Origin of the sequence: Streptomyces sp. R28 (assembly GCF_041052385.1) — a bacterium.
Taxonomy (GTDB): Bacteria; Actinomycetota; Actinomycetes; order Streptomycetales; family Streptomycetaceae; genus Streptomyces.
Genome location: NZ_CP163439.1, coordinates 10419637 through 10436353, shown reverse-complemented (window position 1 = coordinate 10436353; position 16717 = coordinate 10419637). Strand labels below are relative to the sequence as shown.

The following is a 16717-nucleotide window of genomic DNA, read 5'->3' as shown; positions in this document are numbered from 1 at the left end:
GGAAGGAGCTCACCGTGGCTGCCGTGACCACCACGACGACCGAGATACGTCCGGTCAGGCGCAGGTTCTCCCTCGGCCGGGTCGCCGCCTGGACCGTGATGGGCCTGATCGTCCTCATCACCCTGCTGCCGTTCTACTGGATCCTGCGCACCGCGCTGTCCACCAACGCCGGCCTGGGCGCGGACCCGGCGAACCCCCTGCCGGTCGATCTCAGCACGAGCGGCTTCGAACGCGCCCTCGGGCTGCAGTCCGCCAAGGAGGCGGTCGCCCAGGGCGGCGCCGGCGGCGGGCTGGACTTCTGGCGCTATCTGCTCAACTCGGTGATCGTCTCGACACTGATCACGGGCTGCCAGATCTTCTTCTCGGCGATGGCCGCCTACGCCTTCGCGCGGCTGCGCTGGCGCGGCCGGGACAAGGTGTTCGGTCTGTTCCTGGCCGGGCTGATGGTGCCGACCATCTTCACGCTGCTGCCGAACTTCGTGCTCATCAAGCAACTCCACCTCGTGGACACGCTGCTCGGCATAGCCCTGCCCAGCCTCTTCATGACGCCGTTCGCGGTCTTCTTCCTTCGGCAGTTCTTCATGAACATCCCCAGCGAGGTCGAGGAGGCGGCGCTGCTCGACGGCGCGGGCAAGGTCAAGATCTTCTTCCGGGTGATCCTGCCGATGGCGTCCACGCCGGTCATCACGCTGTCCGTGCTGACGTACATCACCTCCTGGAACGACTACTTCTGGCCGCTGATGGTCTCCTACAGCGACAGCTCGCGCGTGCTGACCGTGGCGCTGGCGATCTTCCGGGCGCAGACCCCGGCGACCGGCGTCGACTGGTCCGGGCTCACGGCGGCGACGCTGATCGCCGCGCTCCCGATGCTGGTGCTCTTCGCCTGCTTCGCCCGCCGCATCGTCAGCTCCATCGGCTTCACCGGGATCAAGTGAGGGACTTGAAGATGCGACTTCGTACGCTGACCGCGCTCGCCGGAGCGCTGGCACTGTCCCTGGCAACCGGGTGCGCGAAGGGCGACGCCACCGGGGCCTCCGCGAACACCGTGACGTACTGGCTCTGGGACGCCAACCAGCTGCCCGCCTACCAGGCCTGCGCGAAGGGGTTCGAGAAGGAGAATCCCGGGCTGCACGTCAAGATCACGCAGTTGGGCTGGAGCGACTACTGGACCAAGCTCACCGCAGGGTTCATCGCGGGCACCCAGCCGGACGTGTTCACCGACCACATCCAGAAGTTCGGCCAGTTCGCCGATCTGCAGGTCCTCGAACCGCTCGACGACCTCGGCATCAAGGAACAGGACTACCAGCCAGGCCTCGCCGCCAACTGGACCGGCCAGGACGGCCACCGCTACGGCGCCCCCAAGGACTGGGACACCGTCGCCCTCTTCTACAACGACAAGATGGCCAAGTCCGCCGGTCTCAGCGCCGAGCAGCTGGGCGACCTGTCCTGGAACCCGAAGGACGGCGGCACCTTCGAGAAGGCCATCGCCCGTCTCACCATCGACAAGAACGGCAAGCGGGGCGACGAGCCCGGCTTCGACAAGAACCACGTCAAGGTGTACGGGCTGGCCAGCAACGGCGGCGGCTACGGCGACGGCCAGACGCAGTGGAGCATGTTCGCCGCCTCCGCCGGCTGGGACTACACGGAGAAGGCCCGCTGGGGCACGAAGTACCAGTACGACAGCGAGACCTTCAAGGCCGTGATCAAGTGGTACTTCGGGCTGGCGAAGAAGGGCTACCTGGCCCCCTTCTCCGACTACAACGTCCAGTCCAACCAGGGCAACACCCAGGTCGCGGCAGGCAAGGCGGCCACCACGTTCGACGGGGCCTGGATGATCTCCACCTACGCCGGCTTCAAGGGCAGGGACATCAAGAGCGCCGTCACCCCCGTCGGCCCGACCGGCAAGCGCGCCACCATGATGAACGGCCTCGCCGACTCCATCACCAAGGCCTCCAAGAACAAGGCGGGCGCCCGCAAGTGGGTGGCCTACCTGGCCTCCGACGCATGCCAGAGCGTCGTCGGCAAATACGGCGTCGTCTTCCCCGCCACTGCGGCCGGCACTGAAGCCGCCATCGCCGCCTACAAGAAGAAGGGCATCGACGTCACGGCCTTCACCGAACCCGTGGCCGACAAGAAGCGCTTCCGCACCTTCTCCTACCCGATCACCAACTACGCGGCGGACGTCACCGCGCTCATGCAGCCGCAGATGGAGGACATCTACGGCAACGGAGCATCGGTGAACAGCCTCGACCGGACCACCAGCCAGATCAACCGGATCCTCTCGCAGTGATCTCTCCACCGCAGTGATCTCTCCACCGCAGTCTCTACCAGTGAAGGGCACGCTTTACATGACGTTCTCCCTCGGCATCGTCGGTGCCGGCCAGTTCTCCGGCCAGTTCGCCACGCTGTTCCAGGCCCACCCCGGTGTCAGCGACGTGTACGTCACCGATCTGCTGCCCGAGCGGGCCGAGCAACTCGCCGACGCACAGGGACTGGCGGGCACCTTCCCGTCGTACGAGGCGATGCTGGAGTCGGAGGCCGTCGACGCGGTCGCCGTCTTCACCCAGCGCTGGACCCACGGACCGCTGGTCCTCCAGGGCCTGAACGCCGGCAAGCACGTCTACTCCGCCGTCCCCATGGCGATCACCACGGAGGAGATCGCGGCGATCATCGACGCGGTCAGGGCGACCGGGCTGACGTACATGATGGGTGAGACCAGCCAGTACAACCCGGCGACGGTGCACGCCCGCAACCAGATCGCCGAGGGCGCCTTCGGGCGGCTCTTCTACGCCGAGGGCGACTACGTCCACGACATGGACCTGGGGTTCTACGAGGCGTACCAGTACAGCGGCGGCGACAACTGGAAGGCGACCGCCAGCTATCCCCCGTTGCTCTACCCGACGCACGCGGTGGGCGGTGTGCTGGGAGCCTGGCAGACGCACGCGGTGAGTGTGTCGGCGATCGGTGTCGTGGACGACCGCGGCGACGGCGTCTTCGACAAGGCCGTCAGCCAGTTCGGCAACGACGTCTCCAACGCGACCGCGCTGTTCGAGGTCGCGGGCGGCGGCTCGTTCCGTACCAACGAGTTCCGGCGGGTCGGCTACCCCTCGCACATACGGGAGTCGCGATTCCGGTTCTTCGGCACCGAGGCGAGCATGGAGCAGCTCGCCACCGTGGCTCTGTGGCAGGACAAGAAGGGCGTGAAGGACATCAGCGAGTTGCTGGAGCCCAAGCCGACCATGGCTCCGGACGACCCGTCACTCCAGCACATCGCGCCGGATCTGCGCGCCGCGTTCACCTCGGGTTCGGCGCCGGTGCACGACCGCGCCCGGCTGCCCCGTGAGTTCGACAACCTGCACAACGGCCACGAAGGAAGTCACCACTTCCTGGTGGACGACTTCGTGACCGCGGTCAACAGCCGCACCTTGCCGTCCGTGAACGCGTGGGTCGCGGCCCGCTACACCCTGCCGGGCATCGTCGCGCACGAGTCGGCGCAGCAGGGCGGGGTCAGGCTGGAGATCCCGGACTTCGGGGACGCGCCCGAGGCGTGACGCCCTCCCCCGCGGCCGGGTACCTGTGCTGCGTCAGGTGCCCGGCTTGCGGCCGTACACGAAGACGTCGTCGCCGTTCTTCAGCAGGGACCAGTACTTCTTGGCGGTGGTCTTGGTCATGTTGACGCAGCCGTGCGAGCCCGGCGGGTTCCACATGCTGACGCCGACCGAGTGGAAGGCCTGGCCGCCGTCGAAGAACTGGCTGTAGGGCATCGGCACGTTGTAGATGTTCGAGACGTGGTCGATGTCCCGCCAGTAGATCTTCTTCAGGCCGGTGCGGGTCTCGTAGCCGTCACGGCCGGTGCGCACGGGCACCGGGCCGTAGACGAGACTGCTGCCGTCCTGGATCCAGCTCAGCTGGAGCGTGAGGTTGACGCAGGCTATGCGGCCCTTGTTCGTCGGGCACTTGCCGTCCTTGTTGGGGTTGTTCCCGACGGCCTTCTGCTTGTTCATCAGGTCCATCACGCCCCAGGTGACGGGTCCCGCGTACCCGGCGTTCGGGGTGATGCCATGCTTGTTCTGGAAGGCCTGGATGGCCTTGCAGTCGGCGGCGGACTGCTTTCCGTCGACCGGTCGGCCGAGGAACTTCTCCACCTGCTTCTGATACGGCCCGGCCTGCGTCGTACAGCTCGCGGCCTGCGCCGGCGCGGCGCCGAGTGCCAGCGTGAGCGGTGCGACCAGTCCTGCGGTGATGCCGAGTGCGACGGCGCGCCGTCTGCGAATGTCCCCCATGGCCGGGCCTCTCCCTTGTGATTCGTGCGTTCTCTGCCAGCTAGACAGGTCCGCGGGGTCGAGGGTTGTGGGCCTGGCGCGGCTGTGACCAAACAGTGAAATTGTCCCTACGCTGCCGTTATGCATCGCGTACTCGCCGACGATCTCTCCCGGCTTCCGGAGCTCCTGCAGTCCGCCCGCGATCTGGCCGCCCGGGAGCTGGCCGGTCTGGCCGAGCGGCCGGTCGTACGCCTGGCCGACGCGCCCGAGCGTGCGGGCCTCCCGGCCGAGGGGGTCGGGGCCGGGGGTGCCCTCGCCCGGTTCGCCGAGCGGTGGGCTCCGGGCTTCTCCGGCTCCGCCGGTCCGCGCTACCTCGGCTTCGTCACGGGCGGTACGACGCCGGCCGCGCTGGCCGGGGACTGGCTGACGAGCACGTACGACCAGAACGTGATCAATGGCGCCGACTCCTGGGCGACGGCACTGGAACGGGAGACGGTGAGCTGGCTGCGGGCGTTGTTCGGGCTGAGCGATGCGCACAGCGGGGCGTTCGTGACCGGTGCGACCGCGTCCAACACCGTGGGGCTCGCCATCGCCAGGGAATGGCTCGGTGAGCGCAGCGGGGTCTCCGTCGCCCGGGACGGGGTCGCTGCCCTCGGCCCCGTCGATGTGCTGTCGGGCAGCGCCCACTCCACCGTTCTCAAGGCGCTGGCCGTGCTCGGCATCGGCCGGGACCGGCTGCGCCGCGTGCCGGTGCTGCCCGGCAACCGCGAGGCCGTGGACGTCGACCGGCTCGCCGACGCCCTGGCCGCGCTTCAGGGCCGTCCGGCGATCGTCGTGGCCAATGCCGGGACCGTGAACACCGTGGACTTCGACGACCTGCGGGCCATCGCCGCGCTCAAGGAGCGGTACGACTTCTGGCTCCACGTCGACGCCGCGTTCGGCGGTTTCGCCGCCCTCTCCCCCGCGTACGCGTCTTACGTCGACGGCCTCGACGCGGCCGACTCGATCTGCGTCGACCTGCACAAATGGCTCAACGTGCCCTACGACGCGGCGGTCCAGTTCACCCGCCGACAGGACCTCCAGGTGAACGTCTTCCACAACGCGTCGCCGTACATCGGGCTGCCCACGAAGGACCCCGACTTCCTGCACCTCACACCGGAGAGCTCCCGCCGGTTGCGGGCCCTGCCGGCCTGGTTCTCGCTCATGGCGTACGGCCGTGCGGGGCACCGCGAGATCGTCGAGCGCACGGTCGCCCTCGCGCGGCGCCTCGGCGAGCGCATCGCCGGTCTTCCCGAGCTCTCGCTGCTGGCGCCGGTCCGGCTCAACGTGGTCTGCTTCACCCTCGCCGACGAGCCGACGCGGGAGCGGGTCGACGCGCTGGCCCGGGCCGTCGCCGCGTCCGGGGAGGCGTTCCTGACGCCGACCGTGTACGGCGGCACTCCCGCGCTGCGCGCGGCGTTCAGCAACTGGCGTACGTCCGAGGACGACACGGATCGGGTCGTGGCCGCCATCGTTTCCGGGCTCGACAGCCTGCGGGGCGTCGAGAGGTCCTGACAGGGCGGTGACCACGCCGACGGGCGACCGGACGGGGGTGTAAGGGCCCGAGCGGGCGGCCGACGTCGTGGCGGGCGGCCCCGGACGACGCTTGCGGGCCGCCAGCCGTACCCCAGTACGATCCCCGTTCATGGATCCGGCCGCGGTGTCTTCGCCCTCAGCCAGTATCAGCCTGCGCCAATTGCTGATGGCTCTCGGTGACACCCTGGTGGAGTTGCAGGCCGCTCCCGCCGGGCTCGACGTGGAGATCCGGGGCGTCGCCCTGCTCGACCCCGAAGACCCTCCGACCGCCCAGCCCGGCGAGTTGGTCCTTGTGATCGGTGCCCGTGGCCGCGCCGCCCTTCCCGCGCTGCGGGCCGCCGCCCGTGACGGAGCCGCCGCCGTCGTGGCCAAGCTGGACGGTCCCGGTCAGGCCGCGGCCCTCGGCGAGACCCCCGCCGAGGCCGGGGTGGCCCTGCTCTCGCTGCGCAGCGAAGCGCGCTGGCAACAGGTGAACGCGCTGGCCCGGGCCGCCCTCGACGACGCCCCTCCGGGACACCCCGGCGCGGGAGCGGAAGAGGGCGACCTGTTCTCCCTCGCCCAGACCACCGCCATCCTCACCAGCGGCATCGTCAGCATCGAGGACGCCGCCAACCGGGTGCTGGCCTACTCCCGCTCCACCGACTCCGACGAGATCGACGACCTTCGCCGGCGCTCCATCCTCGGCTGGCAGGGACCGGAGGCGTACCTGGCGAAGCTGCGCGAGTGGGGCGTGTTCCAGCACCTGCACTCCAGCGACCAGGTCATCGGTATCGACAGCCACCCGGAGCTGGGGATCCGCCGCCGGCTCGCGGTGGCGATCCGGTCCGGGGACCGGCAGCTGGGCACCATCTGGGTGCAGGAGGGCTCCACACTCCTGTCCGAGCACTCGGAGCAGGCACTTCTGGGCGCGGCCCGGGTCGCCGCGCACCACCTGGTGCGCCGCCGCCGGGAGCTCTCCGAGAACCTGACGCTCACCCGGACCCTGCTGGCCGGACTCCTGGAGGGGAGCACCGGGCCGCAGCCGCTCGCCACCCACCTGGGATTCGACGCCGGCCTCCCGTCCGCCGTCCTGGGGTTCTCGTACGGGACCGCGGAGGTCGTCGCAGCGCCGGAGACGAGCCATGCCGGCGCCGCACCGGAGCTGACCCACACCGAGGTCACCAACCTGATCTCGGTGCACATCGCCGCACGGCACCGCAGCGCGCTGGTCACGCAGCTCGACCCGCGTATCTACGTGCTCCTGCCCCAGCTGCCCCGCAGCATCGACACGGACACCCTGCGCGGCTGGTGCCAGGAGATCACCGACGCGGCACGCCGCCACCTGGGCCTGCCGTTGCGGGGCTCGGTCGGCCGCCTGGTGTCCGGGCTCGGCGACGTCCCCGAGTCGCGCCGGGAGTCCGACCGCGTCCTCGACGCCATGATGAGCGCCGGCCTTCCCACCGCGGTCGCCGCGCTGCCCGACATCCAGGCGGAAGTACTGGTCAGCGAGATGCTGACGCTGCTCGCCACCCACCCCGAGATACGGGATCCGCGGCTGACCGCCCTGGTGGCTCACGACAGCGCCCACCAGGGCCGACTGGCCGAGTCCCTGCTCGTCTACCTGAATGCCTTCGGGGACGTTCGGGAGGCCGCCGCCCAGCTGCACGTGCACCCCAACACGCTGCGCTACCGCCTTCGCCGGGCCGAGGAGCTGACCGGTCTCGACCTGAGCCGTCCCGACCAGCGTCTGCTGGCCATGCTCCAGCTGCGGCTGCCGCCCACCGGCTGACGCCGCCCGCGCATTGGCCGCTCGTACAGGCATTGCGGGCCAGTTTGTTCGTCCTTCACAAACACGTCGCCCCACGGCCCCTCATACGCTTGCGCAAATCCATTTCCCCAAGTGACACGGCTCACCTCCCACGAGGAGACGGAGCGAGACACCTGCTCCACGCCGTGAACGCTTTCTCCGGGCCCACACTCCCCGCCAGGCCCTCCCAACCACTCAATGGATGTCGACATGACTACACGTCCCCTCGGTTCTCTCCCCCCTGACACCGCTCCACCCGCAGGTGGTCAGCCCCCGGAGCAGGCAGGGCTGCGGGCCGGTCTCAAGAACCGCCATCTGTCGATGATCGCCATCGGCGGGGTGATCGGCGCCGGGCTCTTCGTGGGCTCCGCCTCCGGTATCGCCGCCGCCGGTCCCGGCATCCTGGTGTCGTACGTACTGGTCGGCGCCCTGGTCGTCTTCGTGATGCGGATGCTCGGCGAGATGGCCGCGGCCAATCCGACCTCGGGCTCCTTCTCCGCCTACGCGGACCGGGCCCTCGGCCGCTGGGCCGGGTTCTCGATCGGCTGGCTGTACTGGTTCTTCTGGGTCGTCGTGCTCGCCGTGGAGGCGACCGCGGGTGCCGTGATCCTGGAGGGGTGGGTCCCGGCCGTACCGCAGTGGGCCTGGGCGCTGATCGTGATGGTGGTGCTCACCGCCACCAACCTGGCCTCGGTCGGCTCCTTCGGCGAGTTCGAGTTCTGGTTCGCGGGCATCAAGGTCGTCGCCATCGCGGGCTTCATCATCCTCGGCGGCCTGGCGATCTTCGGTGTGCTGCCCGGCTCCGACCACGCCGCGACCGGCTTCGGCAATCTCACCGAGCACGGCGGCTTCCTGCCCCACGGGCCCGGCGCGATCCTCACCGGCATCCTGCTGGTCGTCTTCTCCTTCATGGGCAGCGAGATCGTCACCCTCGCCGCCGGTGAGTCCCCGGACGCCCGGCGGGCGGTCGCCAAGGCGACCAGGAGCGTCATCTGGCGGGTGGGCGTGTTCTACGTCGGCTCGATCCTCGTCGTGGTCGCGCTGCTGCCGTGGAACGACCCCTCGATCGCCAAGCACGGTTCGTACGTGGCGGCCCTGGACTCGATCGGTATCCCGCACGCCGGGCAGATCATGAACGTCGTCGTGCTGACGGCCGTGCTGTCCTGTCTCAACTCCGGCCTCTACACCGCCTCCCGCATGGCCTTCTCCCTCGGTCAGCGGGGCGACGCGCCGCAGTCCTTCGTCCGCACGAACTCCCGCGGTGTCCCGCAGCCGGCGATCCTGGCCTCGGTGGCCTTCGGCTTCGTCGCGGTCCTGTTCAACTACCTGTGGAAGGACACCGTCTTCCAGTTCCTGCTGAACTCCTCCGGCGCGATCGCGCTCTTCGTGTGGCTGGTCATCTGCTTCTCGCAGCTGCGGATGCGGGGGATCATCCTGCGCGAGAGCCCGGAGAAGCTCGTGGTCCGGATGTGGCTGTTCCCGTATCTGACCTGGGCGACGATCGGCATGATCTCGTTCGTGCTCGTCTACATGCTCACCGACGACAGCGAGGGCGGTGGCCGCAGTCAGGTCCTGCTCTCCGTGCTCGTCGCCGCCCTCGTGATCGGTATCTCGGTGGTACGGGAGCGGATCCGGCGCAACGGCTCCAAGGAAGCGCTCGCGCCCCGGTAGTCACCGCGACCGCCGTACCGCGTTCCCGGCTCTCCGCCACCTCGGCGGGGAGCCGTCCTGCTGTCCGCTCATGCGTCTCCCCGCCCCCGTGTCCCCACCTGGAAGCCCGTGTTGACCGCCGTGAGCCCGCCGTCGACGGTGAGGGTGGTGCCCGTGATCCAGGCCGCGTCGCGGGACGCCAGGAAAGCGACGGCGGCGGCGATGTCCTCGGGTTCACCGACCCGCCCCAGCGGATACAGCGGGCGGATCGCGTCGAGTTCCGCCTCCCGCCCCTCCCAGGCCGAGGTCCGGACCGTGCCCGGCATCACCAGGTTCACGCGGACCCCGCGGGCGGCGGCATGCCCGGCGAGCGTACGGGTGAGGGAGCCAAGGCCGGCCTTGGCGGCGCTGTAGGCGTGGTTGCCGAAGTCCTGGAGGCCGTTGACGGAGCCGATGTTCACGATGGCGCCGCGGCCGGTGGCGGCCAGGTACGGAAGGGCGGCACGGCAGCAGCGGTAGGGGCCGGTCAGGGTGACGTCGAGGTCGCGGGCCCACGCCTCGTCCGGACCGTCCTCGAAGAGCGGGGTGTCGGGGGTGCAGGAGGCCGCGCTGTTGACCAGGACGTCGAGCGAGCCGAAGGCGTCGACGGCGTGGGCGACGGCCGCCTCGACGGACGCACGGTCGGCGACGTCGCAGGCGAGCGCCCGCACCGCGAGGCCGTCCGCCCGCAGTGTCGCCGCGGCCTTTTCGGCCTCGGGCCCGTCCACGTCGGTCACCAGCACCCGGCCCCCCTCCTGCGCGAACCGTCGGGCGGTGGCGGCGCCGATGCCGCGAGCCGCGCCGGTGACGAGAACTCCGTGGCCTGCGAAGCGTGTTGTGTCCGTCATGACGTCGAACCGTACTGCCGTGATGATCGTCCGGGCGGATAGCGTGCCGCCATGTCCGCGTTCATACAGCAACTCCCCGCGCTCATCGGCGTCGTCATCGGCGCGCTCGGCTCCTATGTGGCGGTCGTGCGGGGCGACCAGGTGAGGTTTCGGCGGGAGCGGGCGGCCCGTTGGGAGGAGCGCCGGCTGGGGGTGTACGCCGACTACGCGCAGTCGGTGAAGAAGACGGTCACGGTGACGTACCGCGTCGCGGCCGAGGCCGGTGTCGATCCGCACCCGGACCCCCTGACGCTCGAACAGGCCCAGCCGCTCCTGGCCGAGGCGACCGCCCGCCGGGATCCCTCGGGTGAGGCGCTGATCATGCTGGGCAGCCCCGCGGTGGTGGAGAAGGCTCGGGCCTGGGTGGTGACGGCGCTGGAGATGGAGCGGTTCGTGCGCGAGCGCCGGGACGACCGCGAGGCCTGGCGGGCGCTGCTGGAGCGGCAGCGCGCCGGACGTGAGGGCTACTACACGGCGGTGCGGGAGGACCTCGGCCTCCCGCCGGGCCACTCCGCGCGCTGGCCGCTCCCCGCGGTCGATCCGGTACCTCCTCAGCGGTAGCCGGTGGTGTCCGCCGGCTTCCCCGCATCCTGGACCTCGACGACGTACCGCCAGGCGTCGGGGCGGCTGCCGTCGAGGTCCGTGAAGCCGTAGACCTGCGCGAGCTGCCCGCTGGAGAGGGACTCCCCGTTCCAGCGGGCCACGTCGGGGTCGGCGGCGAGGGCGGCGACCGCGCGGCCGGCATAGCGCGGCGTGTCGGAGATGGCGAAGTGCGGGACGCGTTCGAGCGCGTCGCGCCAGTTGTCCTCCCGCACCCCGAAGGTCTCCAGCATCATCTCCGAGCGCAGCCAGCCCGGGGTCAGCGCGACGGCCGTGGCGCCGCGCGGTCCGAGTTCGTGGCCGAGGGAGAAGGCCATGCGCAGGACGGACGACTTGGCGAGGTCGTAGAAGAAGGAGGCGCGGTAGTGGGCGCCGTTGTAGTCGGCCGTGCCGTCGGTCATCTCGACCACGAGTCCGCCGGGGTGACGCAGGAGCAGGGGCAGGGCGTGGTGGTTGGTGATCGCGTGGGTCTCGACCGCGAGCCTGAGCAGCCGTAGGCCCTTGTCGAGGTCGTGCTCCCAGATCGGGCTGTCCCAGGCGAAGAGCTTCTCGCCGCCCCAGATGTCGTTGACGAGGATGTCGAGGCGGCCCTGTTCGTCCGCGACGCGGTCGACGAGCGTGCGGACCTGCGCCGGGTCGAGGTGGTCGGTGGGTACGGCGACGCCGTGGCCGCCGGCCTCGGTGACCAGGTCGGCGGTGTCCTCGATCGTCTCGGGGCGGTCGTACTCCGAGCGCCGGGCGCGTGTGCTGCGTCCCGTCACGTAGACGGTGGCGCCGGCCGCGCCGAGCTCCACGGCGATGCCGCGCCCGGCTCCCCGTGTCGCCCCCGCGACGAGTGCGACCTTGTCCTTCAACGGCTGTGGCATGTCCGGCCTCCCGACCCCGTACGAGCGATGTCGGTATCGAGGGTGCCGGGTAAGCCGGACATCTTCTGTCGTCTTTTTACTGGGCCTGTCGGCGGATCACCCTGCCGGGCGCAGCCTCGCGTCGAGCGCGTCGTAGGTCGGCAGGAACCAGATGTGCCGCCGTTGTTGGTCTCGTGGACGAAGTCGCGCAGGGCCGTACTCTCGGCGATGTGGTGGGAGACGTCGCCGACCACGGCGAGGCGCACCCGGTAGTTCGCGGATTTCTGCATGACCGCGCCCGCGACGCCCGACCGCAGCCGGAAGAACTCGTCGGCGATCCGCTCGACGGGCACCGCGACCAGCTCGGCGTCCTGCCCGAAGGCGTCACCGAGCAGATCGAGCGCCGCGCTCTCTCCGTCCAGGGCCGGACCGTCGGGAGCGCAGCGCAGGACGCGTACGTCATGCAGGGTCACGAGCGTGTTGGTGGTCATGGGGGGTGATCGTACGGTCGGCTCTCGCCCCCGACCATCGGTTTTCCCGCCCGCCGACCGTGGTGTCCGGCCCCTTGAGCATGGCCTCGGGCCTCAGTGGCCGCGGTCGATCCACTCCTGGAGGTGGGGCATCTCGGCTCCGATGGTGGTCGAGTCGCCGTGGCCGGTGAGGACCTTGGTGTCGGGCGGGAGGGCGAGCAGGCGGGCGCGGATCGAGTCGATGATGGTCGGGAAGTGGGAGTAGGAGCGGCCGGTGGCGCCGGGACCGCCCTGGAAGAGGGTGTCGCCGGTGAAGACGACGCCCAGGCCGGGGTCGTGCAGGCAGACCGCGCCCGGCGCGTGACCCGGGGTGTGCAGGACCGTGAGGTCGGCGCCCGCCGCCTCGATGATCTGGCCGTCCACGAGATGGGCGTCGGGGTCGCGGTCCGGATGGGTCTGCTTCCACAGCGGCAGGTCGTCCGGGTGGAGCCAGATCGTGGCGCCGGTGCGGTCCGCCAGGGCGGGCGCGGCGTCGATGTGGTCGTTGTGGGCGTGGGTGCACACGATCGCGATCAGACGCCGGTCCCCTACGGCCTCGGCGATGGCGTCGGCGTCATGGGCGGCGTCGATGACGATCACCTCGTGGTCGTCGCCGACGAGCCACACGTTGTTCTCGACGTCCCAGGTGCCGCCGTCGAGCGTGAACTGCCCGGAGGTGACGAGGCGTTCGATGCGGGCGGCCATCAGAGCATCACGACCGAGCGCAGGACGTCGCCGTGGTGCATCCGCTCGAACGCCTTCTCCACCTCGTCCAGTTGGATGGTCTCGGTGACGAAGGCCTCCAGGTCCAGGCGGCCTTGCAGATGCAGGTCGATCAGCATCGGGAAGTCCCGGGAGGGCAGGCAGTCGCCGTACCAGGAGGACTTCAGCGCGCCACCGCGGCCGAAGACGTCCAGCAGCGGCAGCTCCAGCTTCATCTCGGGCGTCGGTACGCCGACGAGGACCACCGTGCCGGCGAGGTCGCGGGCGTAGAAGGCCTGCTTGTAGGTCTCCGGGCGGCCCACCGCCTCGATGACGACGTCGGCGCCGAAGCCGCCGGTCAGCTCGCGGATCGCCTCGACCGGGTCGGTTTCGCGTGAGTTGACCGTGTGGGTGGCGCCCATGGCGCGGGCCTTGTCCAGCTTGCGGTCGTCGATGTCCACGGCGATGATCTTCGCCGCCCCTGCCAGGTTCGATCCGGCGATCGCCGCGTCCCCGACCCCACCGCAGCCGATCACCGCGACCGTGTCGCCCCGGCCGACGTTGCCGGTGTTGATCGCGGCACCGATCCCGGCCATCACGCCGCAGCCCAGCAGACCGGCGACCTGAGGGGCCACCGACGCGTCGACCTTGGTGCACTGCCCGGCCGCGACCAGCGTCTTCTCCGCGAACGCGCCGATACCGAGCGCCGGTGAGAGTTCCTGACCGGTCGAGGCCAAGGTCATCTTCTGCTTCGCGTTGTGGGTGTCGAAGCAGTACCAGGGGCGCCCGCGCAGACAGGCCCGGCACTGGCCGCACACCGCACGCCAGTTGAGGATCACGAAGTCACCGGGCGCCACGTCCGTGACGCCGTCGCCGACCGACTCCACCACGCCGGCCGCCTCGTGGCCCAGCAGGAAGGGGAAGTCGTCGCTGATGCCGCCCTGTTTGTAGTGCAGGTCGGTGTGACAGACCCCGCAGGCCTGGATCTGTACGACGGCTTCGCCCGGTCCCGGGTCCGGCACGACGATCGTCTCCACACGCACGGCCTCGTCCTTGCCCGGTGCGATCACGCCCCGTACTTCCTGCGCCATGGTGCTGAACCCTTCGCTCGGCGGCTCTCCGTCCACGTCCGACCCTAGACGTGACTGATCGGTAAAGGCACGGAGACAGGGCCTCCACATCTGCTTCCGGCCACCTTTCAAAAATACCCCCAGGGGTACCCTGCTACTGTGATGTACATACCCCCGGGGGTAATTCTCCGCCCGGGGGAGCTCAGGGCTTCACCAGGAGAGGAGTGCTGCCGTGTACTTCGTCGACACCATCGACGTGCCGGGACTGGGCAACCGCGGCTATCTGGCTGGCGGCGCGCACAGCGCCGCGGTGGTCGATCCGCCCAGGGACATCGACCGGGTGATCGAGGCCGCCGCGCGGCGGGGTGTGCGCATCACCCACGTCGTGGAGACCCACGTCCACAACGACTACGTGACCGGCGGCCTGGAACTGGCCCGGATCACCGGCGCCGCCTACCTCGTGCCGGCCGCGGCACGGGTCGGGTACGAACGGGTGCCGGTCGCCGACGGGGACCGTACGGAGATCGACGAGGGCCTGGTGCTGCGCGCCCTGGCCACGCCCGGGCACACCCCGCATCACACGTCGTACGTCCTGGAGGAGATCCAGGAGCAGTCCCGGAAGGATCTCGGGGAGGAGGTCGGGGAGGAGGTCCCGCAGGAGACCGCGCGCTCGGTGGCCGTCTTCACCGGCGGTTCCCTGCTGATCGGCACGGTGGGGCGGCCCGACCTGGTCGAACCGGGGCTGACGGGGCGGGTGGCGCGGGCGCAGTACGACTCCGCGCACCGGCTGGCCGCCGAGCTGCCGGACGAGACGGCGGTCCTGCCGACGCACGGTTTCGGCAGCTTCTGCTCCGCCACCCGGGCGGCGGGCGGGACGGCGACGACGATCGGGCGTGAGCGCGCCGTCAACGAGGCTCTGGTGAAGGACGTCGACGCCTTCGTCGCCGACCTGCTCGCCGGTCTGGACGACATCCCCGCGTACTACGCCCACATGGGTCCGGCTAACGCACAGGGCCCGGCTCCGGTGGACCTGACGCCGCCCCGCCCGGCCGATGCCGAGGAGATCGCGGCACGGCTGGCCGCCGGGGAGTGGGTGGTGGATCTGCGCAACCGGGTCGCGTTCGCCGAAGGGCATGTCGCCGGGTCGCTCAACTTCGAGGCCGAGGGGCAGCTCGCCACCTATCTGGCCTGGCTGCTGCCGTGGGGCAAGCCGGTCACCCTGCTCGCCGACACACCGGCCCAACTGGCCCACGCCCAGCGGGAACTCGTCCGGGTCGGCATCGACCGGCCGGCCGCGGGCGCGACCGGCTCCCCCACCGACTGGATACCGCAGGACGAGCGGTCGCGCTCCTTCCCGCGCGGCACCTTCGCCGAACTGGCCGCGGCCCGACCGACCGCTGCCCAACCGGCCCCACGGGAGGGCGTCGTGATCCTGGACGTGCGGCGCGACTCCGAGCGCGACGCCGACTGGATCAGGGGCTCGGTCCACATTCCGCTGCACCACCTGCGCGAACGCCTCCCGGAGATACCGGACGGCACCGTGTGGGTGCACTGTGCCGGCGGCATGCGGGCCGCCATCGCCGCCTCGCTGCTCGACGCGGCGGGACGCGAGGTCGTCGCCGTCGACGACGGGTTCGCCGCGGCACGCGACGCCGGGCTCCCCATGGCGCGCGTCACCGCGGCCGAGGCCGAGGAGCGGACAGGCTCGGACGCCGTCCTCCTGGACGTCCGCGAGCCCGACGAGTGGGCCACGGGGCACGCCCCGGGCGCCGTACTCGCGCCGCTCTCCGCACTCACGGCCGGGGAGCCGCTGCCGCAGGCCGCGCGGGGCCGCCCGATCGTCGCGATCTGCCGCTCCGGCAAGCGTTCCCGCGAGGCCGCCGCCCTGCTCACCGCGCGCGGTGGCACGGACGTCGTGGACGTCGTCGGCGGCATGCGGGCCTGGGTCGAGGCGGGGCTTCCCGTGGTGGCGGAGCCGGGGGCGGGTACCCCCGGCCACCCCCGGTGAGCGCCCTCGTCCTCGGGCTGCTCGCCGGTGGCGTCACCGGGCTCGCGCTCGGGGCGTTGGGGGGTGGCGGCAGTGTGCTGGCCGTGCCCGCGTTGATGTACCTGCTCGGCTTCACGCCCGCCGCGGCCGCCACCGCGAGTCTGGTCGTCGTCGCCGTCACCTCCGCCACCGCGCTCGCCGCGCACGCCCGCGAGGGCACGGTGCGGTGGCGCGCCGGAGGGCTCTTCGCGGCGGCGGGCCTGCTGCCGGCGGCGGTCGGCGGTGCGGTGTCCGGGCGGCTGACTGCCGGGCTGCTCACCGGGGCGTTCGCGGTGATCGCCGCTCTCGCCGCGCTGCGTATGCTCCGGCCGTCGGCCTCCGTACGGCCCGACGACGTGCCGGCACGTCCCGGTCGGGTCGTCCGGGCCGGAGCGGGGCTCGGTGCGGTGACCGGGGTGCTGGGGGTGGGCGGAGGCTTCCTCGCGGTACCGGCGCTGGTGAACGTGGTGGGGCTACGCATGCGGGCCGCCGTGGGCACCAGTCTGCTGGTCATCACCGTCAACTCGCTGGTCGCGCTGGCGGCCCGGGCCGGCTCGGCCGTGAGCCTCGACTGGACCACGGTCGGACCGTTCGCGGCGGCCGCGATACTCGGCGCGTGGGACGGCAAGCGTCTCGCCGCGAAGGTCTCCGGCGGCACGCTTCAGCGGATCTTCGCGTACGTGCTGCTGGCGGTGGCCGTGTTCATGCTGGCCGACGCCGTCGTATGACGACCGGGCGTACGACAACGCCCCTTACGCCTCTACGC

Annotated in this window: 14 protein-coding genes and 1 pseudogene; 9 read left to right on the top strand and 6 right to left on the bottom strand. The window is 70.8% G+C overall.

Annotation, left to right across the window (positions count from 1 at the left end):
• Positions 1-14 precede the first annotated feature (14 nt).
• The 3 genes from AB5J49_RS45550 to AB5J49_RS45540 are packed head-to-tail and all read left to right on the top strand — an operon-like array spanning position 15 to position 3551.
• Positions 15-935: a carbohydrate ABC transporter permease gene (locus AB5J49_RS45550; protein WP_369174738.1), complete on the top strand. Its 921-nt coding sequence runs from the start codon at positions 15-17 to the stop codon at positions 933-935.
• A gap of 11 nt (positions 936-946) precedes the next feature.
• Positions 947-2290 (top strand): sugar ABC transporter substrate-binding protein, encoded by a 1344-nt coding sequence (locus AB5J49_RS45545; RefSeq protein ID WP_369174737.1) that lies wholly within the window; start codon positions 947-949, stop codon positions 2288-2290.
• 58 nt (positions 2291-2348) lie between these two features.
• The gene (locus AB5J49_RS45540) at positions 2349-3551 is read left to right on the top strand and encodes a Gfo/Idh/MocA family protein (RefSeq protein ID WP_369175471.1); all 1203 of its coding nucleotides are present in this window, start codon (positions 2349-2351) and stop codon (positions 3549-3551) included.
• A 33-nt stretch (positions 3552-3584) separates the two neighbouring features.
• Here AB5J49_RS45540 and AB5J49_RS45535 read toward each other — a convergent pair whose 3' ends face one another.
• Positions 3585-4283, bottom strand: coding sequence for a L,D-transpeptidase family protein (locus AB5J49_RS45535; RefSeq protein WP_369174736.1), 699 nt, complete (start codon positions 4281-4283; stop codon positions 3585-3587).
• A 120-nt stretch (positions 4284-4403) separates the two neighbouring features.
• Here AB5J49_RS45535 and AB5J49_RS45530 point away from each other — a divergent pair, with 120 nt between their 5' ends.
• The 3 genes from AB5J49_RS45530 (at position 4404) to AB5J49_RS45520 (ending at position 9294) form a co-directional block, all read left to right on the top strand.
• The gene (locus AB5J49_RS45530) at positions 4404-5816 is read left to right on the top strand and encodes an aspartate aminotransferase family protein (protein ID WP_369174735.1); all 1413 of its coding nucleotides are present in this window, start codon (positions 4404-4406) and stop codon (positions 5814-5816) included.
• A gap of 187 nt (positions 5817-6003) precedes the next feature.
• Entirely contained in the window at positions 6004-7605 is a 1602-nt protein-coding gene (locus AB5J49_RS45525) for a PucR family transcriptional regulator (protein WP_369175470.1), read from the top strand.
• Between the two features lie 228 nt (positions 7606-7833).
• Entirely contained in the window at positions 7834-9294 is a 1461-nt protein-coding gene (locus tag AB5J49_RS45520; protein WP_369174734.1) for an amino acid permease, read from the top strand.
• A gap of 68 nt (positions 9295-9362) precedes the next feature.
• Here AB5J49_RS45520 and AB5J49_RS45515 read toward each other — a convergent pair whose 3' ends face one another.
• A complete protein-coding gene (locus AB5J49_RS45515) occupies positions 9363-10160 on the bottom strand; it encodes an SDR family NAD(P)-dependent oxidoreductase (RefSeq protein WP_369174733.1) in 798 nt (265 codons plus the stop codon).
• A 51-nt stretch (positions 10161-10211) separates the two neighbouring features.
• On the opposite strand from AB5J49_RS45515, the gene AB5J49_RS45510 reads away from it, so the two are divergent.
• Entirely contained in the window at positions 10212-10760 is a 549-nt protein-coding gene (locus AB5J49_RS45510; protein ID WP_369174732.1) for a hypothetical protein, read from the top strand.
• Here AB5J49_RS45510 and AB5J49_RS45505 read toward each other — a convergent pair.
• From AB5J49_RS45505 to AB5J49_RS45490, 4 genes and pseudogenes are all read right to left on the bottom strand, one after another.
• Complete coding sequence (locus tag AB5J49_RS45505; RefSeq protein WP_369174731.1) at positions 10751-11665, bottom strand: SDR family oxidoreductase; 915 nt, start codon at positions 11663-11665, stop codon at positions 10751-10753. The genes AB5J49_RS45510 and AB5J49_RS45505 overlap by 10 nt on opposite strands.
• A 96-nt stretch (positions 11666-11761) precedes the next feature.
• Positions 11762-12135: pseudogene (locus AB5J49_RS45500) on the bottom strand (DUF4180 domain-containing protein).
• A gap of 93 nt (positions 12136-12228) precedes the next feature.
• On the bottom strand, positions 12229-12858 hold the full coding sequence (locus AB5J49_RS45495; protein WP_369174730.1) for an MBL fold metallo-hydrolase: 630 nt from the start codon (positions 12856-12858) through the stop codon (positions 12229-12231).
• Complete coding sequence (locus tag AB5J49_RS45490) at positions 12858-13946, bottom strand: S-(hydroxymethyl)mycothiol dehydrogenase (RefSeq protein ID WP_369174729.1); 1089 nt, start codon at positions 13944-13946, stop codon at positions 12858-12860. The genes AB5J49_RS45495 and AB5J49_RS45490 overlap by 1 nt, the downstream gene beginning before the upstream one ends.
• Positions 13947-14157: 211 nt before the next feature.
• On the opposite strand from AB5J49_RS45490, the gene AB5J49_RS45485 reads away from it, so the two are divergent.
• A complete protein-coding gene (locus AB5J49_RS45485; RefSeq protein ID WP_369174728.1) occupies positions 14158-15933 on the top strand; it encodes a rhodanese-like domain-containing protein in 1776 nt (591 codons plus the stop codon).
• Complete coding sequence (locus tag AB5J49_RS45480) at positions 15930-16679, top strand: sulfite exporter TauE/SafE family protein (RefSeq protein WP_369174727.1); 750 nt, start codon at positions 15930-15932, stop codon at positions 16677-16679. Before AB5J49_RS45485 ends, AB5J49_RS45480 begins: the two co-directional genes overlap by 4 nt.
• The last annotated feature ends 38 nt before the right edge of the window (positions 16680-16717 follow it).

What these genes read in the sequence shown, in the direction of transcription:
- AB5J49_RS45490 (WP_369174729.1), bottom strand. Translation starts at nt 13,946, where the DNA reads ATGGCGCAGGAAGTACGGGGCGTGATCGCACCGGGCAAGGACGAGGCC.
- AB5J49_RS45545 (WP_369174737.1), top strand. Translation starts at nt 947, where the DNA reads ATGCGACTTCGTACGCTGACCGCGCTCGCCGGAGCGCTGGCACTGTCC.
- AB5J49_RS45525 (WP_369175470.1), top strand. Translation starts at nt 6,004, where the DNA reads ATGGCTCTCGGTGACACCCTGGTGGAGTTGCAGGCCGCTCCCGCCGGG.
- AB5J49_RS45530 (WP_369174735.1), top strand. Translation starts at nt 4,404, where the DNA reads ATGCATCGCGTACTCGCCGACGATCTCTCCCGGCTTCCGGAGCTCCTG.
- AB5J49_RS45495 (WP_369174730.1), bottom strand. Translation starts at nt 12,858, where the DNA reads ATGGCCGCCCGCATCGAACGCCTCGTCACCTCCGGGCAGTTCACGCTC.
- AB5J49_RS45510 (WP_369174732.1), top strand. Translation starts at nt 10,212, where the DNA reads ATGTCCGCGTTCATACAGCAACTCCCCGCGCTCATCGGCGTCGTCATC.
- AB5J49_RS45540 (WP_369175471.1), top strand. Translation starts at nt 2,349, where the DNA reads ATGACGTTCTCCCTCGGCATCGTCGGTGCCGGCCAGTTCTCCGGCCAG.
- AB5J49_RS45520 (WP_369174734.1), top strand. Translation starts at nt 7,834, where the DNA reads ATGACTACACGTCCCCTCGGTTCTCTCCCCCCTGACACCGCTCCACCC.
- AB5J49_RS45515 (WP_369174733.1), bottom strand. Translation starts at nt 10,160, where the DNA reads ATGACGGACACAACACGCTTCGCAGGCCACGGAGTTCTCGTCACCGGC.
- AB5J49_RS45535 (WP_369174736.1), bottom strand. Translation starts at nt 4,283, where the DNA reads ATGGGGGACATTCGCAGACGGCGCGCCGTCGCACTCGGCATCACCGCA.
- AB5J49_RS45505 (WP_369174731.1), bottom strand. Translation starts at nt 11,665, where the DNA reads ATGCCACAGCCGTTGAAGGACAAGGTCGCACTCGTCGCGGGGGCGACA.